Origin of the sequence: Bartonella sp. AP9QHHD, from assembly GCF_042195625.1 — a bacterium.
Taxonomy (GTDB): Bacteria; Pseudomonadota; Alphaproteobacteria; order Rhizobiales; family Rhizobiaceae; genus Bartonella.
This window is the reverse complement of sequence record NZ_JBHIOP010000062.1, coordinates 1-21880: the sequence shown is the minus strand read 5'-3', so window position 1 is coordinate 21880 and position 21880 is coordinate 1. Positions and strand designations below refer to the sequence as shown.

The window sequence follows — 21880 nt, the reverse complement described above, 5'->3', positions numbered from 1 at the left end:
GCAAAAAAATGTTTTTTAGTAAATTTTTGCAACCAAACTTCTCAATAATTTGTTCTCATAGTTAGAATGCGTTCTAAAACGATTAATAAAGCATAACTTCCCGAAGGGGGACAATCCTTTGGAAGGGCAGGCACAAAGGAAAAGAGGGAAAACACGATGGATTCTATTCAAATTGTTGGGGGAAAAAAACTTCAAGGAACAATTCCTATATCTGGGGCAAAAAATGCTGCATTGCCTCTTATGATTGCGGCGCTGCTGACAGAAGAAACGCTCACTTTAGAAAATATTCCGCATCTGGCCGATGTTGAATTGCTTATTCGTATTCTCAATAATCATGGTGTTGGATATGCCGTTGATGGACAAGAGTTTAACGATGAATGTGTGAATTCAAGAACAATTCATTTTACGGCGCAAAAAATAGCCACAACACGGGCACCATACGAACTGGTGAAAAAAATGCGTGCAAGCTTTTGGGTTATCGGACCACTGCTTGCACGATGCGCAGAGGCTTATGTTTCGCTTCCTGGAGGATGCGCTATTGGAACAAGACCTGTCGATTTTATCCTTGAGGGACTTAAAACTTTAGGCGCACAGATTACTATCGAAAATGGATATGTTCATGCAAAAGCGCTAAAGGGGTTAAAAGGTGCTCACTATCGTTTCCCTAAAGTCACTGTTGGTGGAACCCATGTGCTGCTGATGGCGGCGACAATGGCAAAGGGAACAACCACTCTTGAGAATGCAGCTTGTGAGCCAGAAGTGACAAACCTTATTCGAACCCTGAATGCTATGGGGGCTCAAATAACCGGTGAAGGAACAACAACGCTTACAATTGAAGGGGTTAAAAAACTCAACGGTGCTAGAGTACGCGTTATTGCTGATCGAATCGAAGCGGGAACATATGCAATGGCTGTTGCTATGACGGGAGGAGATGTCTTTCTTAAAAATGCAAATCCTAATCATCTCACAAAGGTGCTTAAGGTGCTCCAAAAAACAGGACTCGAGATTCAAATAGAACCTCAAGGAATTCATATTAAGCGAAATCCAAAGAACACCAAAATTATGCCCGTTGATATTAAAACAGGACCTTATCCTGCTTTTCCAACTGATCTCCAAGCGCAATTCATGGCGCTCATGACACGGGCTGAAGGAATCGCGCATATTACAGAGACGGTTTTCGAAAATCGTTTTATGCATGTTCAAGAACTCAATCGCTTAGGGGCAAAGATAAAGCTTGATGGGCAGACGGCAACTGTCTATGGAACAGAGAATTTGCAAGGGGCTCCTGTCATGGCGACGGATTTGCGCGCTTCTGTTTCTCTTGTGATTGCAGCATTGGCAGCAAAGGGAGAAACAATCGTCAATCGTGTTTATCATCTTGATCGTGGATTTGAGAGATTAGAAGAAAAATTGGCTCGTTGTGGCGCAAAAATCCAACGTATCACAGTGTAAAGCTTTCAAAGATATGCTCCAAAGAATGGCTTTGAGAGGTTGCTTGGGGGGTGGCTGTTGTGTGGGCGGCATGCTTTCATGACACGGGGTTGAGGGAAGCGCGCATATTACAGAGACGGTTTTCGAAAATCGTTTTATGCATGTTCAAGAACTCAATCGCTTGAGGGCGCAAATAAAGCTTGATGGGCGAGAGAGCAACGCATCTCATGGAACAGAGAATTTGCAAGGGGGGGCTCCTGTCATGGCGACGGATTTGCGTGCTTGTTGTTTCTCTTGTGATTGCAGCCCTCTTACTCTTGTTACATTGGCAGCAAAGGGAGAAACAATCGTCAATCGTGTTTATCATCTTGATCGTGGATTTGAGAGATTAGAAGAAAAATTGGCTCGTTGTGGTGCAAAAATCCAACGCATCACAGTGTAAAGCTTTCAAAGATATGCTGAATGCTTTGCGCTGTGGTTGAGGGGGGGGGCGATTGCTTGGGGGCGTTTTAACACAATGTTTGCTTGTTGGGAGGGGCTGGGCTTGGGGCGCTGGGCTTGGCTGGTGCATTTTTAATGGTTTACTCTCTTGCTTGTGGAATTTTGGAGCCGTACATTCTTGATGATTTTCTCAATAGTTCTTTCAAATCTCCATCTTTCAAGGGTATGGCTTTTGTGGCTGCTGTTTTCTTTTCGGAATGGTTTTTCTTTCGTGTAAAGTTTTGCTTCTCTCACTCTTGAGGAGGCTCGTGATTATTGTCTAAGTTTCGTTCATGGCGCTCATGACGCGGGGTGCATGACACGGGCTGAAGGAATCGCGCATATTACAGAGACGGTTTTCGAAAATCGTTTTATGCATGTTCAAGAACTCAATCGCTTGAGGGCGCAAATAAAGCTTGATGGGCGAGAGAGCAACGCATCTCATGGAACAGAGAATTTGCAAGGGGGGCCTCATCATGGCGACGGATTTGCGTGCTTGTTGTTTCTCTTGTGATTGCAGCCCTCTTACTCTTGTTACATTGGCAGCAAAGGGGAAAACAATCGTCAATCGTGTTTATCATCTTGATCGTGGATTTGAGAGATTAGAAGAAAAATTGGCTCGTTGTGGCGCAAAAATCCAACGCATCACAGTGTAAATCTGTAAGATGTCTCTCAAAAATGGCTTTGGGAGGGGGTGATATGTTGTTAGGTGTGCTTTTGGGAGGTGTGATCTCAAAAATAAAGGGTTATTAGTCCTCTCAATAAACGTGGGTTTTATTTCATGGTTTTGGAGTTTTTACGAGCGGGCATAAAAGTTTGAGAGGCGGGGGTGGAGCTCATAAAATAAAGACTGTTTTTAAATTTTATTGCTAATCTTCTTCAATTCCTTTATACCTTAAAGGGTGACTTTGGTCGTCTACGCAGCGATCAGTAGGGTCTGAAAGCCCTAAAGTTCGATCATAAAATGAACCTACTCTTGTAGGTATCCCGGAATTCCGGGAGTTTTTGCCATGTCCAGGTGCGCTCTAGCACTAAAAGCAAAAAAAGCTGATTCGAACTCAGTACTTTCAGACTCCCGGAATACTCATGCGAGGGCGCTCGCAACCGGCAGGGGAGCTTGAAGTGAAAGCTAAAAATCCACACTTTAACGACATTTCGATAGGCAGAAAAATTCGCTTTAAAAGAACAATGCTGGGAATGTCGCAAAAGAAATTAGGCAGCCAGTTAGGGGTGACTTTTCAACAAATCCAAAAATATGAAAAAGGCTCTAATCGTATAGGAGCTGGGCGTTTACAAGAAATTGCTGATATTCTTAATGTTCCCATTTCTTTTTTCTATACGGATCTCTCGACAAAAGAAAATGCCTTGTATTGCTGTGATGAAGGGATCGCAAGTAAAGAAGAGCACATCCTTTTGAAAAGTTTTAGAGAGCTCAAACCTCAAAAACAGAAAGCAATTTTGTGTTTGATTGTCTCATGAGATAAAAACACTGTTTTAAATTTTATTGCTGGTCTCCAGAAATTATTTTATGAACAAGCACTAGGGTTCTCGTCGTACAGTGTGGTTGAATGGTGAAACCCAAAGCCTGAAAATCCAAGATGAAACATTAGCCTGCTTTATAAGTATCGCGAGATTCCGGGAGTTTTTGCTATGTCCAGGTGCGCTCTAGCACTAAAAGCAAAAAAGCTGACTGAACTCAGTACTTTCAGACTCCCAGAATACGCATAAGAGGCGCTCGCAACCGGCAGGGGAGCTTGACGTGCAAACTAAAAATCCACACTTTAACGATATTTCGATAGGCAGAAAAATTCGCTTTAAAAGAGCAATGCTGGGAATGTCGCAAAAGAAATTAGGTAGCCAGTTAGGTGTGACTTTTCAACAAATCCAAAAATATGAAAAAGGCTCTAATCGTATAGGAGCTGGGCGTTTACAGGAAATTGCTGATATTCTCAATGTTCCTATTGCCTTTTTTACGCTGATCTCTCAACAAAAGAAAATGCTTTGTATTACTGTGATGAAAGGATTTCAAGTAAAGAAGAGCATATCCTTTTGAAAAGTTTTAGAGAGCTCAAACCTAAAAAGCAAAAAGCAATTTTAAGATTAAATTTTCGTTAGAATCAAAAAAAAGATTAAAGAGGCTCTTGCTAAATAATAAATTATTATATAAAGCTTTTTCTAGAGAAGGGGGTTAACATTTCTCCTCCCCCCCCCCCGCAGAAATGTCCAAATAAAACCTCCTTCTCATCGTTTTAAAAATCACGAAAAATTTTATCTTTTATCCTTTATTTTTTTTTAAAGAGTGACTTATTTGTGCTAGAAAAGTTGCTGTATTAGGTAAATTGGAGGGCGGGGTGTTTTTAGTAGGGATTTGGGAAGGGCTGGAAAAGTCGTCTTGCCAAATAGAGTTCTCAAAAGAAAATCTTGGAGAGCAATCATCCAAAGGGCGCACAGTGGAGAGCGATCATCAAAGGGGCGGCTTAAAAGAAGCTACCAAAAATCCGGAACTTCAGGCTTTAAATGAGGACCAATCCGTACTGCCGAGACCTTTTCTGCTAAACCGGTGCGATCTGAAATCTCAACCGCTAAACCACAAAGGGTGGCAGGACCACATGCCGGTTCAAAACGATTTTGCTTCGTCTTATAAAGAAAACGGTGTAAGGGTTCTTCTTTATCCATTCCAAGAGAGGAATTATAATCTCCACACATGCCTGCATCTGTTAAATAGGCGCTCCCACCTTCTAAGATCTGCGCGTCAGCCGTGGGAATATGCGTATGGGTGCCAACGATAACACTCACACGACCATCAAGAAAATGGCCAAAACATTGCTTCTCGCTTGTCGTTTCTGCGTGAAAGTCAAAAATAATCGTATCGGCTTGCTCCATCAACGAACAGGCAAGCAGAATATTTTCCGCTGTTTCAAATGGATCTTCTACTTTACACGGCATAAAAACGTTGCCCAACAGATTGGCGACAAGAACACGGGCGCCATTTTTTGCCGTAAAAACACCAGAACCTTTTCCAGGAGTTTCTTTCGAAAAATTGGCAGGGCGTAAAAAACGATCACTCTCATGGGCATACTGCAATGCTTCTTTGTGAGAAAAAGCATGATTACCTGTGGTGACAACATCAACACCGGTTATCAAAAGATCTTGATACGTTTCTTGTGTGAGACCAAAACCACCAGAGGCATTTTCACCATTTACCACAACAAAATCAAGCTGCCATTTCTCAATCAGTTGAGGAAGGTGTTCAAAAACAGCTTTACAGCCTGTGCTACCAACAATGTCACCTAAAAATAAAAAACGCATAGGCGCTTTAATCACATTTTAACATTTTAAGAAACCTTTTTCTGTAAAAATTCCTTGTACCTGTAGATCATATTCTGCTGCGGGAATAGAGGAAACCTCCTGACATGAAAATCCTATGCCCCATAATATCATTTGATGCCCTTGTTTTTCAAGAGCTGCAACAGCACGGTCATAGTATCCTCCTCCATAGCCAAGACGGTGACATTGACGATCAAATGCAGAAAGCGGAACAATAATATTATTGGGGGCAACAACGTCATTGTCTGCACCCGGACCAAAGGTGCCAAAACGCATGGGCTCTAAAATCGTGCTGGGCGAAAATGCACGGAAAATCATGGTGGTGGAATCAAGAACTGCTGGTAAGGCTAAATGCCCACCGCGTAACGCTACAGCATCCAGTAAAGGACGCGGGTCAATTTCCGATTTAATGGGCCAATAGCCTGCTAAAATGAGGCGTGAAAAATCGGTTCCCTTCTTTTCAAGGTATTCAATAAAGTGGCAACAAGCACGCTGCGAAAAGAGTGCACGCTCTTCTGTTAAAAGAGCATCACGACGCGATAAACCGCTTTTGCGTTGCTGTGTGCGAAGGGATGAAGCAGATTCATAGAGGGGATTATTTGTCATTGTCTCGTCAATTGTTTTATAAGATGCTGGTATTTTATCCATTGTTGGCGTTTTGTAAATCTCTGTTAGGACAAGAGCTGTGCTCATGAAAAAAAGCATGAAAAAAAGTGTGTGCTCTTTATAAGGGGGTATCTTGGTGCGATAAACCGCTTTTGCGCTGCTTGCGTGCGAAGGGATGAAGCAGATTCACAGAGGGGATTTTGTGTCATTGTCTCGTCAATTGTTTTATAAGATGCTGATATTTTATCCATTGTTGGCGTTTTGTAAATCTCTGTTAGGACAAGAGCTGTGCTCATGAAAAAAAGTGTGTGCTCTTTAGGGGGTATTTTGGTGCGACAAGCCGCTTTTGCGTTGCTGTGTGCGAAGGGGTGAAGCAGATTCACAGAGGGGATTATTTGTCATTGTCTCGTCAATTGTTTTATAAGATGCTGGTATTTTATCCATTGTTGGCGTTTTGTAAATCTCTGTTAGGACAAGAGCTGTGCTCATGAAAAAAAAAGCATGAAAAAAAGTGTGTGCTCTTTAGGGGGTATCTTGGTGCAACAAGCCGCTTTTGCGTTGCTTGCGTGCGAAGGGGTGAAGCAGATTCACAGAGGGGATTATTTTGTCAGTGCTGTCTGTTTTATAAAATAAAGCCTATCGTAATTTTTATTTCTTGAAAAGAGAGTATCGTCATTGGTCTTATGTAAAAGGACGCTCTCAATTTTAGCTGGAAAAATTTGATGTAAAAAAGTTATATAAATAAAGGGTGATCCACAACAGCCGATGGAAAAAGCTGATCCCGGGAACCTATACAAATAGGTGGGCGCCATATGAAAAAGCCCACGGGCTTGATCAGGGACAGCTCCCTTGGAGATCATTAAGGTCTCAGGAATACGTTATTTCCTGTCGAGAAGTGCAGAACACCCTCCTTAATATAAAACAATTTCAGAGTTTCTGCTAGAGATAAAATAACCTCGCTCTCTTCTTTTTCATAAAGTATTTCAGGAGAGTTTTTATAACCTTGCTGGTGGTTGCTCGAAATGGCTGTATGATGGATGGCTTATTCAAAGTAAAAAAGCAAAAAATATGAGTGGGGGTGGGTGATTGAGTGACGTAGAACGGTTTATTGGCAATGGCTTGATTAGCTCTTTTGCGACAATGCTTGATTTTTATGTTTCGGGGGTAATGCTTGGAGGAGTTTTGAAAGGAATATTTCTTATTTCAAGTATGTTGGTTGAATTGGTGTTGCACCTTTGAAGTTTTTGCTTTGTGAAGCCATATTTCAGGGCTGTTTTATCAACTTTGAGGGGTGGAGGAGAGCCGATACGGTATGTGCTGTGCTATGGTTGAAGCTCATAAATAAAAAACAGACGATGACAGTTTATCAGAGGCGCTAAGCGATGTTTTAAGCTTTTTTCAAAAAGTATTTTTTGAGGATCGTGTTTACAATTTTTTTTTATCCATGATGGAAGGTGTGAAAAGAAGAAACGGCGTGAAGAGGACTTAGGCGTGAAGCCCGTATGCTTGCTATGAGAAGAAATTCTGTAAGGGGCATATTGGCAGTGTTTGGAAGATGCCTTCAATACAAAAAAGGTCCAAATTCAAAAAAAGGCACTGTGAATTGTGTGGGGGGGTGATGGTGTGGTTATAAGCAGGGGCAGTTTATTGAGTGGAATGTGAAGCCGGCTTGCGTCTTATCTAGGTTTGAAAGGATGCCGTAAAGCGCGTCTCGTTCTTGAATGGTTTTAAAGAGCTTGGGGTGATTGTTCGTCTAACAGAGCTTGCACGCGCTTTTGAATCCTGCGCATTTGTGGAGTGTAATCCAATGCTGTTTCATCAATCTTAAGAGCCAAGTTTTGAACGCTCTGTTGCTTCCATGGTAATGGCTAAGTTTCAAAAAAAGACACTGTCAATTGGGGGGGGGGGTTATAAGCAGGGGCAGTTTATTGAGTGGAATGTGAAGCCGGCTTGCGTCTTATCTAGGTTTGAAAGGATGCCGTAAAGTGTCTTGTTCTTGAATGGTTTTAAAGAGCTTGGGGTGATTGTTCGTCTAACAGAGCTTGCACGCGCTTTTGAATCCTGCGCATTTGTGGATAGTAATCCAATGCTGTTTCATAAGCTTTAAGAGCAAGTTTTGGACGCTCCGTTGCTTCCATGACAACGCCAAGTTCAAAAAAAGCACTATAATTGCGCGGCTCAAGTTCAAGAGCATGGTTGAGATCAAGCAGGGCAAGTTTGAAATCGTTCAGTTGAATGTGAATCCAAGCGCGTCTTATCCAAGCTTCAGAATGAGTAGGTAAAAGTGCAAGAGCATTGTCAATATAATCAAGCGCAAGTCCATAATCGTCGCTGTTGAGTGCATTTTCAGCCCATGACATTAAAAGATCAATCGTCTCACTCCCCGATTGGGACCATAAATGTTGAAGTTGTTGACTGATCTTTTTCGCTTTAGCAACATCAGCACAATATTTCAATTCTTTGAGTAAACGTGAAATTTCTGCTTCTTTGCGCTGCTTAACTCTGTCAACATGGGAAAGCTGCTCTTTGTCAAGATCTTCAAGAATAACCGCCGAGGAATCAGAATCGGAGGGCGTTGAGGAAGGGGGAGGAGAATTGGGAATAAGATCATCTAACGGTAAAAGCGATTGTGGAGAAGGCCGATCTTCAGGAAGAGAAGGAGGATTTTGCCCATAGCTCGAGGGAACAAAACAAAAAACGCCAACAAAAAAAAGAAAAAACGCGCGCTGAAAAATACAGAAAAAACGCAGCTGAAAAAATCGAAAGGCTTTTAAAAAAATAGAAGAATCCATAAAAACAAGCCCCCAAAAGATAAATCACCAAATATTATCAAATACTAGACTTGTAATCAACGGACTTATAACCAAAAAAACGCAATAAAATTTTTTTAAGCCTACAATCAAAGTAGGCATAAAAACATTGATCCTAAAGAAATTAGTCCTAAAAGAATTAGCCCTGACGTGCTCTAAAACGTGGGTTCGTTTTATTAAGAATATAAACACGACCCTTACGACGCACCAAACGATTGTTACGGTGGCGCTCTTTTAGTGCTTTAAGCGAATTTTTAATTTTCATCATATTCACCGTTTAAATAGTTTACGTAACACAATACTATAATACAATATTAAAACACGAAAATACAATATTACAACCCCAATAGACTGCTTACTCTATGAGCATTGCATTGCGATATCGTACTTGCATGATAACATCACACGATACACTTTTTCACTGTGATCACAAAAAGAAAAGCGCACTCTTAAGGTACGCATTAACCACTTCATTAGCACAACGATAAGTGAAAATTGCAAAAAAGTAGGAGAGATTTAACAAGAAGTCTTATTCTTGTCAAGGGTATATCCCTTACAAATTCCTTAGGGTGTGTTAATGGTTGCCTTGAAGGTAAAAATTTTCTCGTAAAAAGAAGGACACCAAAAAGCACAAAGAGTGGAAAAAAGTAAAAGCCTTTTCAGCTTTAAACAAATAAGCTCTGTTAGGGAGTGTTGCAAGAACAGGAGCGCTGTTGAGCCGTTGGATTGTTGAAGTGGTGTGGGTTTTTGTCGTTAAGGGCAAAGGGGGACTTCTTAAAACGCAAGGGGCTTGTTTGTTGCGGGCTTGTGAAGCCCTGTCAGGTGCGTGCGCCGGCTGAAATGCTTGAAGTGGGGGGAAGAGGGGACGCCGTTGGATTGTTGAAGTGGTGTGGGTTTTTGTCGTTAAGGGCAAGGTGTGGCTTCTTAAAACGTAAGGGGCTTGTTTGTGGGGGCTCGTGAAGCCCTGTCAGGTGCGTGCGCCGGCTTGAAATGCTTGAAGTGGGGAGAAGAGGGGGAGCCGTTGGATTGTTGAAGTGGTGTGGGTTTTTGTCGTTAAGGGCAAGGTGTGGCTTCTTAAAACGTAAGGGGCTTGTTTGTTGCGGGCTCGTGAAGCCCTGTCAGGTGCGTGCGCCGGCTGAAATGCTTGAAGTGGGGGGAAGAGGGGACGCCGTTGGATTGTTGAAGTGGTGTGGTTTTTGTTGTTAAGGGCAAGGTGGCTTCTTAAAACGTAAGGGGCTTGTTTGTTGCGGGCTCGTGAAGGCCCTGTCAGGTGCGTGCGCCGGCTGAAATGCTTGAAGTGGGGAAGAGGGGGAGCCGTTGGAATTGTTTCTTGTATTGGCTATACGCACATAATATCATGCCGATAGTTTCAAACGTCCCCTTATGAAAAATCTCATACCCTCAATATGGGTCATCAATAACTGGTAATCACATTAAATACGTCTAGAAATATGAAAATAAGGATTATGGTATTTTAATACCACGTTTTTCACGACTTTTTTTATTTATTAATTTCTTTATTACATTTTTGAATTGCTAAGTTTAGTCCTGTAAGCGCTTTACGGTACAGTTTTCGATATTTAATGGTAGAATAAACAAGCCAAACGGATAATGTTATTATTGCACAACCGACAATGATCCCTAGAATGCGCCCTAATATTATAGCTTCAGTCATTTTCTCTCCTTATTGTATTTTGATTAGCAACCGCTTCGTCTAGTTGTTTCATTACTTTTTTCAGTTTCTTCTTTACTATGATCCGTAGCACCAAAGAGATTGGTATCGAACCGTACAGAATTAATGCGCATATCAGCCCGATTGCAGTTGCTACATTCATCTGAGGTTTATCCGCACTGCCTAATATTGAGAGGAAAATGTATAAACAGATGCTTATAAAAATTATGAATATAAACTCTCTCAGTGAAACAACACCAGCCTTTAATGTTTCCTTAACTTCTTTTTGGATATCGAGGACTAAGTCCCATTGAGAAGATGTATCATTTTGTTCTTTTGGTGATGCATTTGATAGGTTTGGTTTTGTCATGTTGATATTCGTTTGTTTCTTGAGGGTTTTGTCTTTTGATAAAGCGAATAACTCAGTTTCTCAGACTATGTTTATGAAATGAAAAAAGATTTCTGTAGTTGTTAAAATGATAATACGAATGACTTGCTACGTCTGTAGCGCATCTTCCCTTTATTATTATGAGGCATGTACAATTTTTCGTGCCGCTGTATAAAAGATTCGTTTTGTGAGTACAATTATGTTTTATCACTAAACTATAGGAGAAGAGGCATTTAATATGAAGTGTTCATATTGGCTAGAATTTACTTAAGAGAAGCTTGATTGTTGACAGATCGGCACAGGAATCTTCGTCCTTGAGCGCGGTTAGGCGCGCAAATTTGAATAATGTAACTTTATAGGGGAAAGAACGAAGGCGATAGACATAACGGAGGTCACAAATATTACAAATGTTAAAGTGAGTGATATTTTAAGCGGTTGGTGTTTTAGCGTGTAAGCTAAATTTACGGTTTTCTTTCAGTGTGGAGTGTATGTACATCTGCTCTTTTAAGCCTTATCGCGAAATGAAATAAGGAGAGACGCTTCAAGCCCTAGAAAATACGACACAGGTAATATCGCCTTATGAGGGGAGAGAGGATATTGCTATGATGGATAAGCTTAGTACTGTAATTATATCTTTGACATGAAACTCAAGGGGTGGTGCGGAGCGGCGCTTGGCACTTTTGTGAAAGAATGAACACAAGAAGGGAGACTAGAGGCAATGAGAACGCATTGTTAGAATGCTCTCTATAGGCCGCAAGAGGTAAGTTTATCCTCTAAAGGTTGGAATTAAAAGGCTTAAAGATTGGCATTAAAAGAAAAATGAAGGGGCTGCGTATGTTATAGGGGAATATTTATGCTGTGGGAGGTGGAGGGGTAGTGAAGTTGGGGGCTGGTGGATTATTTTTAGCCGTGGGGGGATATTTTTGAGAAAAGGAAGGGGAGAAGAGCTAGGGGGTGGAGTTGAAGGGTTGGGAGCGCTTGTTGTACTGCTTGGATATCGGTGTGTGGGGGAGAGGTTGTTTTTGAGGGCGGATGAGATGTTCGTGTAGGATGAAGCGGTTTGGAGGGGGAAGAGGTGATGTTTTTAAGAGAGAAGGAGCTTGTAGGAGGGCTTCACGCCCTTTCAGGGGAGAATTAAAAGGTTAGGGGCGCTTTTGAAGCCGATGGATATCGGTGTGGGGGGAGAGGTTGTTTTTTCAGTTCATTTGGGGGAAAAGTGTGAAAAAGTATTTGTATATATGTGGGCTTAAGATTTGTTGGCTGGTCCCAGTAATTGGATGATATGCCCCATTTTGCGGTTGGGGTGAACAGTGCTTTTGCCATATAAATGGATCGAGGTGCGCTCTTGCTTCAGAAAATATTTTAACGTGCTAAAATTGTTACCAAGAAGATTGGTCATTTGGCAATCGCTATGGCGATAGGGACTGCCTAAGGGAAGTCCGCAAATAGCACGGATATGCTGTTCAAATTGTGAAGTTATGCATGCCTTTTGTGTCCAATGACCAGAATTATGGACACGCGGTGCTAATTCATTCACTAAAAGATGACCATTCGTTAAGACAAAAAGTTCAATACAAAGAACACCAACATAATCGAGGGCATCCATGACTGTTACACTGATTTCTTGAGCTGCTTTTTGCACGTCAAGTGGAATATGTGATGGAACAAAGGACTTATGAAGAATACCATTTTTGTGTTGATTTTCAGGGCAGTCATAAAAAATATGTTCTCCTTGTTTTGTACGTGCCGAAAGAACCGAAATTTCCGATAAAAAAGGGACTATTTCTTCTAAAATACAAGGCTGTTCCTGAAAAGTCCTTAAGGCTTCGTCAAGGGTTTGTTCATCTGGGTGATCAAGCTTGATCTGGTTTTTTCCGTCATAACCAAAACGACGCGTCTTTAAAAGACCACGTCCGCCTAAGGTATCAAGAGCGGAAAGAAGAGAAGAAGAATTGTCAACAGCGTGCCATAACGCGGTGCCAATCCCTTGATCACGCAAAAATTGCTTCTCAAAAAGTCGATCTTGCGTGATCTCTAATGCTTTGGAAGAAGGATAAACAGGCTTACTCTTTTCTACATATTGAACCGTTTGAAGCGAAAGATTTTCAAATTCATAGCTGACAACATCACACTGAGAAATAAAATGATCTAAAGCTGATATATCGTCATAGGAGGAAACAATATGGTTGTTTGCTGTTTGAGCGGCTGGGCAATCGGCTTCAGGGCAAAAAATAACGGTTCGAAATCCTAATTCTGCGGCCGCTATGGCGAGCATCCGCGCTAATTGTCCCCCCCCGATTAAACCAATGACGCTGCCTGGAGGTAACATGGTGAAGGGAGTGGTGTTGGACGAGGTGGTGTTGGACGAGGGGGGGGTGGAAAACGGTGCCATTTTAAACCTCCGTTACAGGCGTTTGGGCGACATTGGCTGTTTGTTGTTGACGCCAATCTTCTAATCGTTGGGCGAGATCATGGTCATAAACGGCCATAACGGCTGCGGCTAAAAGTGCTGCATTAATTGCGCCTGCTTTGCCAATTGCTAATGTGCCGACGGGTATCCCTGCTGGCATTTGCACGATTGAAAGCAAAGAATCTTGACCAGAAAGAGAGTGAGAATGCACTGGAACGCCAAAAACAGGAAGAGGAGTAAGGGCTGCTAACATACCTGGAAGATGCGCTGCACCCCCCGCACCGGCAATTAAAACTTTAAACCCTGCTTCTTTTGCTTCTTTGGCAAATTGATAAAGGCGTTCAGGAGTTCGGTGTGCTGAGACAATATGCGAACTATGAGAAATACCAAGATTCGTCAAAATATCTGCACTATGGCACATCGTTTGCCAATCCGATTGGCTCCCCATTAAAATCGCCACATCACATGATTTTTTCATCATTCTCTATCCTTTTCAAAGGTTCAATGCGATTCTTTATCATTATTTTTTTAAAGTTTTATATTCTTTTTGCAAAGCCAATTGATGACAGAGAAACAGTTATTTTTCAAATAAGGCGGAAAGCTAAAAATTTAAAGGGGATCTCGAGAGATGAAAAACTAAAGTATTGAAGGCATGAAGCACTTCTTGTGAGGGGGGAGGGCAATGTCACGGGGTGGCGTGGGACCCATGAGGCTGTTGAGCTTGCGGTATTGTCTTTTATTTAAGATAAGAGGGAAAAATGTATTGGGAAAAAGCCATTGATTATAAGTTTTTTTTAAAAAAATGTCTTATTTTTTATTTGCTAAAATAAACAAGATCACCATATGATATAAAATCTGTTGCAATTTGAAACATTGCTTATGAGAAAAAGAGATTTTTATGTCAAAAATGTGTTGCAAAATGAGGATATTCTTTTGAGAAAAAAAGAGATGTATATCTCTCGATTTCAAAGCCTATTTATTTTGTTGTTCAAGTGATTCTTTTGTGAGTGGGGGATATAATCTTTATAGGGGATATAATCTTTATAATTGTCGATATATCTTTAACAATGGCTGATATAAGGGGAAGCGAATAATCAACGCTTTTGTGCTTTTAACGCTTTTGTTGAGATGTGCTTCTGAGCGATTATATCGTTTTTTCACTTAAATATAATGGCAATATCAATCGCGAGTGACGAATTGTGAATAATAAATCCATGGTCTCTTTTTTGCCCAATTTTGTAATATGGTGAACGCTGAAATAAATAAGAGTTAAACAACGGATGTAAAGGAGATTTAAAAGCTATGTTTCTTCCATTTTTAATCGCTTTAGGTACTGCAGTAACGACTATGTGTGGTAAAAAAAATATAAGTTATGCTTTGTGGGCAATTTTATTCGTTGTCATTCTTCTCACTTTCAATCATCACGCAACTTCTACTTTAAATTTATCTTTTTGAGAGAATAGCCATGGAACATGTTGAACAAAAAAATCCTCACTTCGTCATCTTTATGAATACGCTAGGACTCTTTGGGTTATCTATTGTCTTGGTGGTGGCTTTTTATTATCAATTGGTAAAGTTTGAGTTACCTTGTCCCCTTTGTTTGCTGCAGCGCGTTGGATTGATGCTGGCAGGTTGTGGGTTCTTACTCAATATTCACCATAAGGTGAAAAATACCCATTATGGTATGGTTATTCTTGGTTGTATGGTAACCAGTGCTGTGGCAGCACGGCAAGTGTTTTTGCATATCACACCCGATGATTTAGGATATGGTTCAACGTTCTTTGGATTGCATTTTTATACTTGGGCTTTCATTATTTCTGTCCTTTGTATCTTTGCTGTCTCATTTGTCATGATTTTAGGCGAATTGGCACACAAGTTCAAAGAATTTTCTCCTTTTCCAGCCTTGAGTAAAACGGCAAGTTTCTTATTTGTGTTTTTGATTGCGGCAAATTTGATTTCTACCATACTGGAATGTGGTGGTGGACAATGTGCCGATGATCCTGTAAGGTATGAATTGTTATCAAATTGGTTCCCTTCACAGTCTTGAAATTTTTTAATAATCCCTCATCATAATTTTTATTGTTAAAGAGGCGGAAATATTTAAGAATCCGCTTCTTTTTTATTTATTGGGAAGACATTTCAGCAAGATTGTTCGATAATCTGATCTTTTATACTAACGCTGGCTTTTATGAGCGCTGGCGATTGATATTTTTTTTAGCGAAGACTTGTACTGTGCACCTTTTATGCTGTCTTTTGAGAGAGATGAAGGGATTGATTGGCTTGGAGGCGTTTGTAGAAGAAGCCCCGGACTTTTGAGCCGCGTGGGTTAAAAAGCCTCGTTTTTTTAAAGGTGCATTAACGATAAAAATTTTTTGTTCTTGATTTTTCTTAACATTGTGTTAAATAAGTTTTTGTATTCATTTTGGTGCTTCTAAAGCTTTTTATTGCTTCTAGAGGGATTAATTTAAAATTTTGAAAGTTATGTGAATAATTTTCTGCAGAGGTTTGTTTATTAGAGGCAAACCTTTTTTTTTATCTAAGTTTTAGATGTTTTCTTTCAGTGTGAAGCCTTTTTTTAGAAAAAGGTAAGCGTCTTGATGATGACTCTCTTCTTTATTAATATATTGATTTATAATAATAAATAACCATTTTTTTTACCGTGAAGCGCGTTGCTGAATATAATAAAATTTCTCATCACCAGTTCTCTCATATTAAATCAATTAAAATTACTTGGCTTATACATCATAAGTGAGTGGGCCATGTGGGTCAAAACTGTACAAGAAAGGCATGCCTTTAATGAAGTGTCTCTTGAACTGAAGGCTGTCTGCAACATTGGGAGCTGGCAGAGTTTTTGTGATGATGCCGGCTTGTTCTTCTATAAGCGTAAACTTGTTTTTCCATAAGCGTAAAGATAGGGGGGGGCTGAATGGATTTTATACACTTCATGGGAGCTTACCATTCCTTTACGGGTAGCGTTTTGCAAAATGGGTGTGATGGAGCGTTGAGAGATCTTTCTTTAAAACAAGCGCGTGAATATGCAACATAAGTATATTCCTTTTGGCACGTTTTGTATTACGAAAAAATATTGACTTATAAGGATAAGTTATCGTTGCGGATGTTGAATGAGAAAAACGAAGAGCTTCTCTCATTTCAAACTTTCTTATAGTCAATTAATTAAATGTGCTCTTCTACGTTACAAAAAAGCACTGGGTGTAAATAAAAATTCTTTTAAAAGTCGTAAAATGCTTCTTATGACCCCTTTTGATCGTTAGAATTTTTCGAAAAATTTTATGCTGCTCAATACAATAATAGGGCGGTTTATATCTATGATTTAAGTGAAAATAGGGGGATTTAGATGAAAAGGGAGGCGAGATTTTGATGACAGTTGTTGAAAACGTTATTGTATAATGCATTTTTTACAGATTTTCTGCTTTCTGTAAATATGCAAAAGCGTAAAAACGGAAATTTGTAAAAAAGGAAGCTGGGACTTTATGCGTGGTGTATGATTTTATCATGGCATGGAATGTGGAGAGAAGATTGGGGTGTGGGGATGAAGAGTTTTATGAAGGGGAGGAGAAGTTTGGATGAAGAGGTGGGTGTGTTGACGAGAGAGGAGAGAGGGTGTGGGGAAAGTTGTTTTTGAAGTGGGATTGACCGGTGCTTTGCGTGATCTTACTTTAGGGTGGTGAAGGGGCAAGAATATTTTAAAATAGGACGTATCTGTCGCGTTTGATGCAACATTATCCTTTGTGGTGTCGTGATCTGAAATCAGCAGGGGAATTGTAGAGTAAGAAGCTGTATTGTTGACAAACCTATGTTTACAAAGTGGTGCGGGGGGAATTTGAAAGTTTCGTTTGGCTGCTTTCTGTAAATGTGGAGAAGCATCAAAACGTTGATCCGTAAAATAAAAACGTATGTCCGTAAAATGATGCGGAGAATTTATGCTTTGTGTGCACTTTTGCTTAATCAGAAATCAACCATAAGATTGCTTTTTGTTTTTTCGGCTGGAGCTCTCTAAAATTTTTCAAAAGGGAATGTTCTTTTTCGCTGTATGTTTCTTGATCATAGTGTGCGGCATGTGTTGAAAGATTTTCTTTTGTGGCAATATCTGCATAAAAAAAGCTTATGGGAACTTCCAGTTTTTGGGCGATTTTGAGTAAACACCCTGCGCTTACACGATTGAAGCCTTTTTCATATTTTTGGATTTGTTGAAAACTGACACCTAAATAGCTTCCTAATTCTTTTTGGGAAAGTCCCATGGCAATTCTTCTATGACGAATTCTTTTGCCTATCAGAATATCGATAAAATTTGGATTTTTGGTTTGCACTTCAAGCCCCCCCTCCGGTTGCGAGCGCCCTCGCATTGGTATTCCGGGAGTCTAAAAGTACTGAGCTTAATCAGCTTTTTGCTTTTAGTGCTTAAAGCACCTGGACATAGCAAAATCTCCCGGAATTCCGGGATACCCGCAATGCGGGATAAATTTATGTATTAAGCTTTCGGGCTTTTAGCTCCCTATTTGATCGTTGCGTGGACGATCAAAAACACGTGCTTATCAATAAAGTAATTTCAGGAGATTGGCAAGAAAAATCAAAATAATCTCAAAGACTATAAGATTGGGTACTTTTTAAAAAAGTGCGAAATATGGATTATAAATCGCGTCTTTTGCTTAATCAGAAATGTCGATAAAATGTGGATTTTTGGTTTGCATTTCAAGCCCCCCTCCGGTTGCGAGCGCCCTCGCATTGGTATTCCGGGAGTCTAAAAGTACTGAACCCTAGTCAGCTTTTTTGCTTTTAGTGCGGAAACGCACCTGGACATAGCAAAAACTCCCGGAATTCCGGGATACCCACAAGAGTGGGTTCAATTGTACGCTAGGGTTTAGGGCTTTTAGTTCCCTGTTGATCGTTGCGTGGACGATCAAAATTACACTTTAAGTGATAAAGTAATTTCAGAAGATTGGCAAATGAAAATAGTTTTTATTTATAAACTTTATTTTTTAATGAGAGGCTTTCCGCCTCTCAAACTCTCCGGAACGCTCACCAAAATCATGAGATCAGACCCGCGTTTAATGAGGGGACTAACAATCCTAGGTTCTTAAGGTCAAGGAGACCATTACATGGCGCCTAACGGCGTCCTTGACCCCCAGAACTTAACGGCTTGTTTTGTCCCTCTCACGCGGCTCCGAAATCATGATTAGAAGGGGAGCTTATAGGGGGAGTGATATCAGGCATATCAATTTATCAAGGTGTTTTTAGAGTGTATGATGAGTATTTTAGGCTGGATTTTTTTGTCGCGTTTGATGAAATAATCTCGTTTGAGGGGTGATCTGAAGTGCTTGGGGGAGATTGGCTAGGCAAGAAGCTGGGGTAATACTATTGTTTATAGAGTGGTGCGGTGTGGAAGTTTCATTTGGCTATATTCTGTAAATATGTAAAAGCGTAAAAACGGAAATATGTAAAAAAGGAAGCTGGGACTTTATGTGGGGTGTATGCTTTTGGCATGGCATGGAATGTGGAGAGATAAATGGGGAAAGAGTTTCTGTGAATGGAGTGGTAAGCTGGGATGAAGCGGAGGGAGATTGAAGGGAGAAGAGAGTGTGGGGGCGGAATAGGAATGAACAGACTAGAGGGGGAAGAGGCGGTGGTGCGAAGGGATGCGTGAAGGATGGTGTGAAGGAGATAGCGCTTTGCTTTTATGGTACTTGATGAAGTGGTGTCATTTGAGGGGAATCTGAAGTCCGTGGGTGGGTGATCTGAAGTGCTTGGGGAGATTGGCTAGGCAAGAAGCTGGGGTAATACTATTGTTTATAGAGTGGTGCGGTGTGGAAGTTTCATTTGGCTTTATTCTGTAAATATGTAAAAGCGTGAAAACGTATATTCGTGAAAAAGGAGTAGAGGATTTGTGCATTGTGTATGCTTTTGGCATGGCATGGAATGTGGTGAGATAAATGGGGGAAAGAGTTTTTGTGAATGGAGTGGTAAGCTGGGATGAAGCCTGCGGGAGATTGAAGGGAGAAGAGAGTGTGGGGGCGGAATAGGAATGAACAGACTAGAGGGGGAAGAGGCGGTGGTGCGAAGGGATGCGTGAAGGATGGTGTGAAGGAGATAGCGCTTTGCTTTTATGGTACTTGATGAAGTGGTGTCATTTGAGGGGAATCTGAAGTCCGTGGGTGGGTGATCTGAAGTGCTTGGGGAGATTGGCTAGGCAAGAAGCTGGGGTAATACTATTGTTTATAGAGTGGTGCGGTGTGGAAGTTTCATTTGGCTTTATTCTGTAAATACGTAAAAGCGTAAAAACGGAAATGTGTAAAAAAGGAAAAGGCTTTATGTCGTTAGAGGCGTTGTGGTTAATGGTACGCAATGTATAGGGATCGTGTTTTCGAAGGTAGGAAGAACAACATAAATGGAAAGAGTGGCTTAGAGGAAGCGTGTGAAGAGAGAGAAAATGGGGAAGGCTGTATGGGAAATGCGTAGAGTATGAAGTGTGGGGCAGTGAAGCATGTTGTGAATGGTGTGTGAAGAATGGAGAAGGTTTTTGAGAAAAGGAAGGGCTTCTGGCGTGGGGGAGTGGTGTTTATCTGAAGGGCGCATGTTTAAGGTGTGGAAGGTGAGGAAAAGTTGGAGAGAGGATGATTGTGAGTAAGTTGTGGAGGGATTAGTCAGAGGTGTTGGGAAAATGCTTTAGGGGAAAAAATTAGCGTAATTTCTTGTCACACTGAAACCAAAATCATCATAAAAATTGAAGGAAATTAGCGGGTAAAATTGGTGAAAAAAAAGTTTTTATTCTTAAGGTGTGGGATGACGTTTTTTGAGAACATGAGAGAGTAAACTTGAAAAACCTTTCCCTTTTTGTGGAATTTTTATTCACAAACTTAAGAAAATAGGATATGAACGCTGGAAATAACGCGCAGCTTAACAAAATATGTGCACTGTAAAGGAAATGTTTGTTTATGTCAAAAGAAGAAGTTTTAGAATTTTCTGGTATCGTTACTGAACTCTTACCTAACGCGATGTTTCGTGTGAAACTGGAAAATGATCATGAAATTATTGCTCATACCGCTGGTAGAATGCGGAAAAATCGTATTAGGGTGTTGGCCGGTGATAAAATCATGGTGGAAATGACACCTTATGATTTGACAAAAGGGCGTATTACATATCGCTATAAGTAGCCTCGTGGGTGGCTTGCACTTTTTTCTAAAAGCTATCATATTATTTCTATTATTTTTTAACAGTTTTTTAGTTTGCTTTTCATGAGTGAAAAAAGGGGAGTGTTTGAAGAGCCTTGAAAAACTGTAAAATCGATGCGGAAAAAGGATAAGGAGATCAATAGCGCTTAAAAGGGAGGCTAAAGGGGCGCTTAAAAAGGGGGTGCTTAAGGGGGTGAGAGGGAAGTCGATTGTGAAGGGGTGGAAATGAGAAATATAAGAGAGTGGGGGGAAAAACGTTTGGCAGATACTCTTACAGAAGAAATTCATTTGGTGCTTGCCTCCGCTTCGCCAAGGCGTTTAGCGCTCTTGGCACAAATAGGGATTGATCCCCAGCAGGTTTATGCAAGCGATATTGATGAAACGCCAAAATTAAAAGAACATCCTGCAAACCTTGCCAAACGTTTGGCAAAAGAAAAAGCACTGAAAGCCCAAAAAATTTTGCGCTGGTACAGTCAGAATGGTCAAGACGAGTTGCAGAATGGTCAAGAAAAATTACCTGGACAGAAAATGATTATCTTGGCGGCTGATACCGTGGTGGCTGTTGGGCGGACCATTTTCCCCAAACCAGAAAGCGAGGATGAGGCTTATGAATGTTTACGATACCTTTCTGGGCGTTCGCATAAGGTCTATGGTGCCATTTGTGCGCTCAATGAACGTGGAAAAATAACCGTAAAATTGGTTGAAAGTCGTGTTCGCTTTAGACGCTTAACCTCTGCCATGATGAAGGCTTACCTTGCTTCAGGAGAATGGCAAGGGAAAGCAGGTGGCTACGCTATCCAAGGAAAAGCAGGGGCTTTTGTTGTCCATATCACGGGTTCTTATTCTAATGTTGTGGGATTGCCTTTGGCTGAAACAGCCGATCTCTTGACCGCTTATCACTATCCACTTTTCACTCACTGGGCTGAACAAACGCATTAGAAAAACTTTAAGGTAAGATCAATGCAAGGTGAAAAGCAACAAAAAGAGAAAAGCAAAAATGAAAAAAAAGCAACAGAAGAAAAGTTAATGAAGAAGCCAATGACAAAGGTGTGCCAAGAACAAAAAGAGCTAAATTTGCAAAAAGAGACCCGTCCTCCGCATCCTTGTCCTATTTGTGGTCAGATGTCACAAAAATCTTCTTATCCTTTTTGTTCCACACGGTGCCGAGCTATTGATCTTAATCGTTGGCTTTCAGGCTCTTATATTTTACCACCCCCACCACAAGTAAGTGATGAAGAAGAATAAAGAGTTCTCTTGAGAAAGAACGCTAAAGCGTTTTTTTGTGTGGAAACTGAAGGGGAGGCGCGCGGGATTATCGTAAATGTATTTAAGAGCTGGATTAACGGCTTGCTTATTATCGTCATTCGCAAAGACGCAGATTAAGTTCAATCAACGATGGAAGTTTTAATACATATCTAAGACTTATCTCCAGAGGTTTTGTTTACCATGGATAATTATAAATTGCTTTGTTGCATGAAGGTCGATGGAGCTTTGTTGCGTGAAAGTTGTTGGTGCCTTTAGGGTGTGAGGAAAAATTGATAGTCCAATCAGTATTGCTAACGAAAAAAG

General features: G+C 40.8%; 21 protein-coding genes, 1 other RNA gene and 3 pseudogenes. 14 read left to right on the top strand and 11 right to left on the bottom strand.

Annotated features, from left to right (window positions below; genetic code table 11):
• Positions 1-156: 156 nt before the first annotated feature.
• From murA to ACFIK4_RS04900, 5 genes and pseudogenes are all read left to right on the top strand, one after another.
• Positions 157-1452: a UDP-N-acetylglucosamine 1-carboxyvinyltransferase gene (murA, locus tag ACFIK4_RS04920; RefSeq protein WP_375638476.1), complete on the top strand. Its 1296-nt coding sequence runs from the start codon at positions 157-159 to the stop codon at positions 1450-1452.
• Between the two features lie 91 nt (positions 1453-1543).
• Positions 1544-1873 (top strand): annotated as a pseudogene (locus tag ACFIK4_RS04915) (UDP-N-acetylglucosamine 1-carboxyvinyltransferase); the annotation flags it as partial.
• Positions 1874-2227: 354 nt separating this feature from the next.
• Positions 2228-2567, top strand: a pseudogene (locus ACFIK4_RS04910) (UDP-N-acetylglucosamine 1-carboxyvinyltransferase); the annotation flags it as partial.
• Between the two features lie 430 nt (positions 2568-2997).
• Positions 2998-3390, top strand: a complete 393-nt coding sequence (locus ACFIK4_RS04905; RefSeq protein ID WP_375675217.1) for a helix-turn-helix domain-containing protein — start codon at positions 2998-3000, stop codon at positions 3388-3390.
• Positions 3391-3670: 280 nt separating this feature from the next.
• Positions 3671-4026, top strand: a pseudogene (locus ACFIK4_RS04900) (helix-turn-helix domain-containing protein).
• Positions 4027-4398: 372 nt separating this feature from the next.
• Here ACFIK4_RS04900 and ACFIK4_RS04895 read toward each other — a convergent pair.
• The 4 genes from ACFIK4_RS04895 to ssrS all read right to left on the bottom strand — a co-directional run bounded on the left by ACFIK4_RS04895 (position 4399) and on the right by ssrS (position 6751).
• Entirely contained in the window at positions 4399-5220 is an 822-nt protein-coding gene (locus ACFIK4_RS04895; protein ID WP_375675215.1) for a TIGR00282 family metallophosphoesterase, read from the bottom strand.
• Positions 5221-5238: 18 nt separating this feature from the next.
• Positions 5239-5844, bottom strand: coding sequence for a 5-formyltetrahydrofolate cyclo-ligase (locus ACFIK4_RS04890; RefSeq protein WP_375675319.1), 606 nt, complete (start codon positions 5842-5844; stop codon positions 5239-5241).
• A 315-nt stretch (positions 5845-6159) separates the two neighbouring features.
• A complete protein-coding gene (locus ACFIK4_RS04885) occupies positions 6160-6333 on the bottom strand; it encodes a hypothetical protein (protein ID WP_375675213.1) in 174 nt (57 codons plus the stop codon).
• Between the two features lie 257 nt (positions 6334-6590).
• Positions 6591-6751: non-coding RNA, 6S RNA (ssrS, locus tag ACFIK4_RS04880), on the bottom strand.
• A gap of 179 nt (positions 6752-6930) precedes the next feature.
• On the opposite strand from ssrS, the gene ACFIK4_RS04875 reads away from it, so the two are divergent.
• Complete coding sequence (locus ACFIK4_RS04875) at positions 6931-7083, top strand: hypothetical protein (RefSeq protein WP_375675211.1); 153 nt, start codon at positions 6931-6933, stop codon at positions 7081-7083.
• Positions 7084-7850: 767 nt separating this feature from the next.
• On the opposite strand, the gene ACFIK4_RS04870 is transcribed toward ACFIK4_RS04875, so the two are convergent.
• Both ACFIK4_RS04870 and ykgO read right to left on the bottom strand, forming a co-directional pair.
• The gene (locus ACFIK4_RS04870; RefSeq protein ID WP_375611659.1) at positions 7851-8636 is read right to left on the bottom strand and encodes a tetratricopeptide repeat protein; all 786 of its coding nucleotides are present in this window, start codon (positions 8634-8636) and stop codon (positions 7851-7853) included.
• A gap of 157 nt (positions 8637-8793) precedes the next feature.
• Entirely contained in the window at positions 8794-8919 is a 126-nt protein-coding gene (gene ykgO, locus ACFIK4_RS04865; RefSeq protein ID WP_004863016.1) for a type B 50S ribosomal protein L36, read from the bottom strand.
• A gap of 448 nt (positions 8920-9367) precedes the next feature.
• On the opposite strand from ykgO, the gene ACFIK4_RS04860 reads away from it, so the two are divergent.
• Entirely contained in the window at positions 9368-9493 is a 126-nt protein-coding gene (locus ACFIK4_RS04860) for a hypothetical protein (protein ID WP_375675209.1), read from the top strand.
• Between the two features lie 136 nt (positions 9494-9629).
• A complete protein-coding gene (locus ACFIK4_RS04855; protein ID WP_375675207.1) occupies positions 9630-9860 on the top strand; it encodes a hypothetical protein in 231 nt (76 codons plus the stop codon).
• Positions 9861-10155: 295 nt separating this feature from the next.
• Here the strand turns inward: ACFIK4_RS04855 and ACFIK4_RS04850 are convergent, their stop codons facing one another.
• Positions 10156-10329: a hypothetical protein gene (locus tag ACFIK4_RS04850; protein WP_375611660.1), complete on the bottom strand. Its 174-nt coding sequence runs from the start codon at positions 10327-10329 to the stop codon at positions 10156-10158.
• Positions 10322-10696: a hypothetical protein gene (locus ACFIK4_RS04845; RefSeq protein WP_375638481.1), complete on the bottom strand. Its 375-nt coding sequence runs from the start codon at positions 10694-10696 to the stop codon at positions 10322-10324. The genes ACFIK4_RS04850 and ACFIK4_RS04845 overlap by 8 nt, the downstream gene beginning before the upstream one ends.
• A gap of 941 nt (positions 10697-11637) precedes the next feature.
• On the opposite strand from ACFIK4_RS04845, the gene ACFIK4_RS04840 reads away from it, so the two are divergent.
• Positions 11638-11763, top strand: a complete 126-nt coding sequence (locus tag ACFIK4_RS04840) for a hypothetical protein (RefSeq protein WP_375627706.1) — start codon at positions 11638-11640, stop codon at positions 11761-11763.
• A gap of 197 nt (positions 11764-11960) precedes the next feature.
• Here ACFIK4_RS04840 and ACFIK4_RS04835 read toward each other — a convergent pair whose 3' ends face one another.
• Together ACFIK4_RS04835 and purE are read right to left on the bottom strand one after the other, a co-directional pair.
• Positions 11961-13106, bottom strand: a complete 1146-nt coding sequence (locus tag ACFIK4_RS04835; RefSeq protein ID WP_375675204.1) for a 5-(carboxyamino)imidazole ribonucleotide synthase — start codon at positions 13104-13106, stop codon at positions 11961-11963.
• A 1-nt stretch (position 13107) separates the two neighbouring features.
• A complete protein-coding gene (purE, locus tag ACFIK4_RS04830; protein ID WP_375610656.1) occupies positions 13108-13605 on the bottom strand; it encodes a 5-(carboxyamino)imidazole ribonucleotide mutase in 498 nt (165 codons plus the stop codon).
• 821 nt (positions 13606-14426) lie between these two features.
• Here purE and ACFIK4_RS04825 point away from each other — a divergent pair.
• Both ACFIK4_RS04825 and ACFIK4_RS04820 read left to right on the top strand, forming a co-directional pair.
• On the top strand, positions 14427-14579 hold the full coding sequence (locus ACFIK4_RS04825) for a DUF5993 family protein (RefSeq protein WP_273790835.1): 153 nt from the start codon (positions 14427-14429) through the stop codon (positions 14577-14579).
• A 10-nt stretch (positions 14580-14589) separates the two neighbouring features.
• Positions 14590-15171: a disulfide bond formation protein B gene (locus tag ACFIK4_RS04820; RefSeq protein ID WP_375610657.1), complete on the top strand. Its 582-nt coding sequence runs from the start codon at positions 14590-14592 to the stop codon at positions 15169-15171.
• Positions 15172-17086: 1915 nt separating this feature from the next.
• On the opposite strand, the gene ACFIK4_RS04815 is transcribed toward ACFIK4_RS04820, so the two are convergent.
• Positions 17087-17452 (bottom strand): helix-turn-helix domain-containing protein, encoded by a 366-nt coding sequence (locus tag ACFIK4_RS04815; RefSeq protein WP_375634536.1) that lies wholly within the window; start codon positions 17450-17452, stop codon positions 17087-17089.
• 2622 nt (positions 17453-20074) lie between these two features.
• Here ACFIK4_RS04815 and infA point away from each other — a divergent pair.
• The 3 genes from infA (at position 20075) to yacG (ending at position 21556) form a co-directional block, all read left to right on the top strand.
• Positions 20075-20293 (top strand): translation initiation factor IF-1, encoded by a 219-nt coding sequence (gene infA / locus ACFIK4_RS04810; protein WP_004857577.1) that lies wholly within the window; start codon positions 20075-20077, stop codon positions 20291-20293.
• Positions 20294-20536: 243 nt separating this feature from the next.
• Positions 20537-21250 carry a Maf family nucleotide pyrophosphatase gene (locus tag ACFIK4_RS04805; RefSeq protein ID WP_375611669.1) on the top strand — a complete coding sequence of 238 codons (714 nt, stop codon included), beginning with the start codon at positions 20537-20539 and terminating at the stop codon, positions 21248-21250.
• Positions 21251-21271: 21 nt separating this feature from the next.
• Positions 21272-21556, top strand: coding sequence for a DNA gyrase inhibitor YacG (gene yacG, locus ACFIK4_RS04800; protein WP_375611670.1), 285 nt, complete (start codon positions 21272-21274; stop codon positions 21554-21556).
• Positions 21557-21880: the final 324 nt, after the last annotated feature.

Excerpts from the sequence above, each read along its gene's own strand:
- ACFIK4_RS04850 (WP_375611660.1), bottom strand. The coding sequence starts at position 10,329 with ATGACTGAAGCTATAATATTAGGGCGCATTCTAGGGATCATTGTCGGT.
- ACFIK4_RS04895 (WP_375675215.1), bottom strand. The coding sequence starts at position 5,220 with ATGCGTTTTTTATTTTTAGGTGACATTGTTGGTAGCACAGGCTGTAAA.
- murA (WP_375638476.1), top strand. The coding sequence starts at position 157 with ATGGATTCTATTCAAATTGTTGGGGGAAAAAAACTTCAAGGAACAATT.
- ACFIK4_RS04825 (WP_273790835.1), top strand. The coding sequence starts at position 14,427 with ATGTTTCTTCCATTTTTAATCGCTTTAGGTACTGCAGTAACGACTATG.
- ACFIK4_RS04905 (WP_375675217.1), top strand. The coding sequence starts at position 2,998 with ATGCGAGGGCGCTCGCAACCGGCAGGGGAGCTTGAAGTGAAAGCTAAA.
- purE (WP_375610656.1), bottom strand. The coding sequence starts at position 13,605 with ATGATGAAAAAATCATGTGATGTGGCGATTTTAATGGGGAGCCAATCG.
- ACFIK4_RS04870 (WP_375611659.1), bottom strand. The coding sequence starts at position 8,636 with ATGGATTCTTCTATTTTTTTAAAAGCCTTTCGATTTTTTCAGCTGCGT.
- ykgO (WP_004863016.1), bottom strand. The coding sequence starts at position 8,919 with ATGAAAATTAAAAATTCGCTTAAAGCACTAAAAGAGCGCCACCGTAAC.
- ACFIK4_RS04845 (WP_375638481.1), bottom strand. The coding sequence starts at position 10,696 with ATGACAAAACCAAACCTATCAAATGCATCACCAAAAGAACAAAATGAT.
- ACFIK4_RS04805 (WP_375611669.1), top strand. The coding sequence starts at position 20,537 with ATGAGAAATATAAGAGAGTGGGGGGAAAAACGTTTGGCAGATACTCTT.
- ACFIK4_RS04820 (WP_375610657.1), top strand. The coding sequence starts at position 14,590 with ATGGAACATGTTGAACAAAAAAATCCTCACTTCGTCATCTTTATGAAT.
- ACFIK4_RS04890 (WP_375675319.1), bottom strand. The coding sequence starts at position 5,844 with ATGACAAATAATCCCCTCTATGAATCTGCTTCATCCCTTCGCACACAG.
- ACFIK4_RS04885 (WP_375675213.1), bottom strand. The coding sequence starts at position 6,333 with ATGAGCACAGCTCTTGTCCTAACAGAGATTTACAAAACGCCAACAATG.
- ACFIK4_RS04835 (WP_375675204.1), bottom strand. The coding sequence starts at position 13,106 with ATGGCACCGTTTTCCACCCCCCCCTCGTCCAACACCACCTCGTCCAAC.
- yacG (WP_375611670.1), top strand. The coding sequence starts at position 21,272 with ATGCAAGGTGAAAAGCAACAAAAAGAGAAAAGCAAAAATGAAAAAAAA.
- infA (WP_004857577.1), top strand. The coding sequence starts at position 20,075 with ATGTCAAAAGAAGAAGTTTTAGAATTTTCTGGTATCGTTACTGAACTC.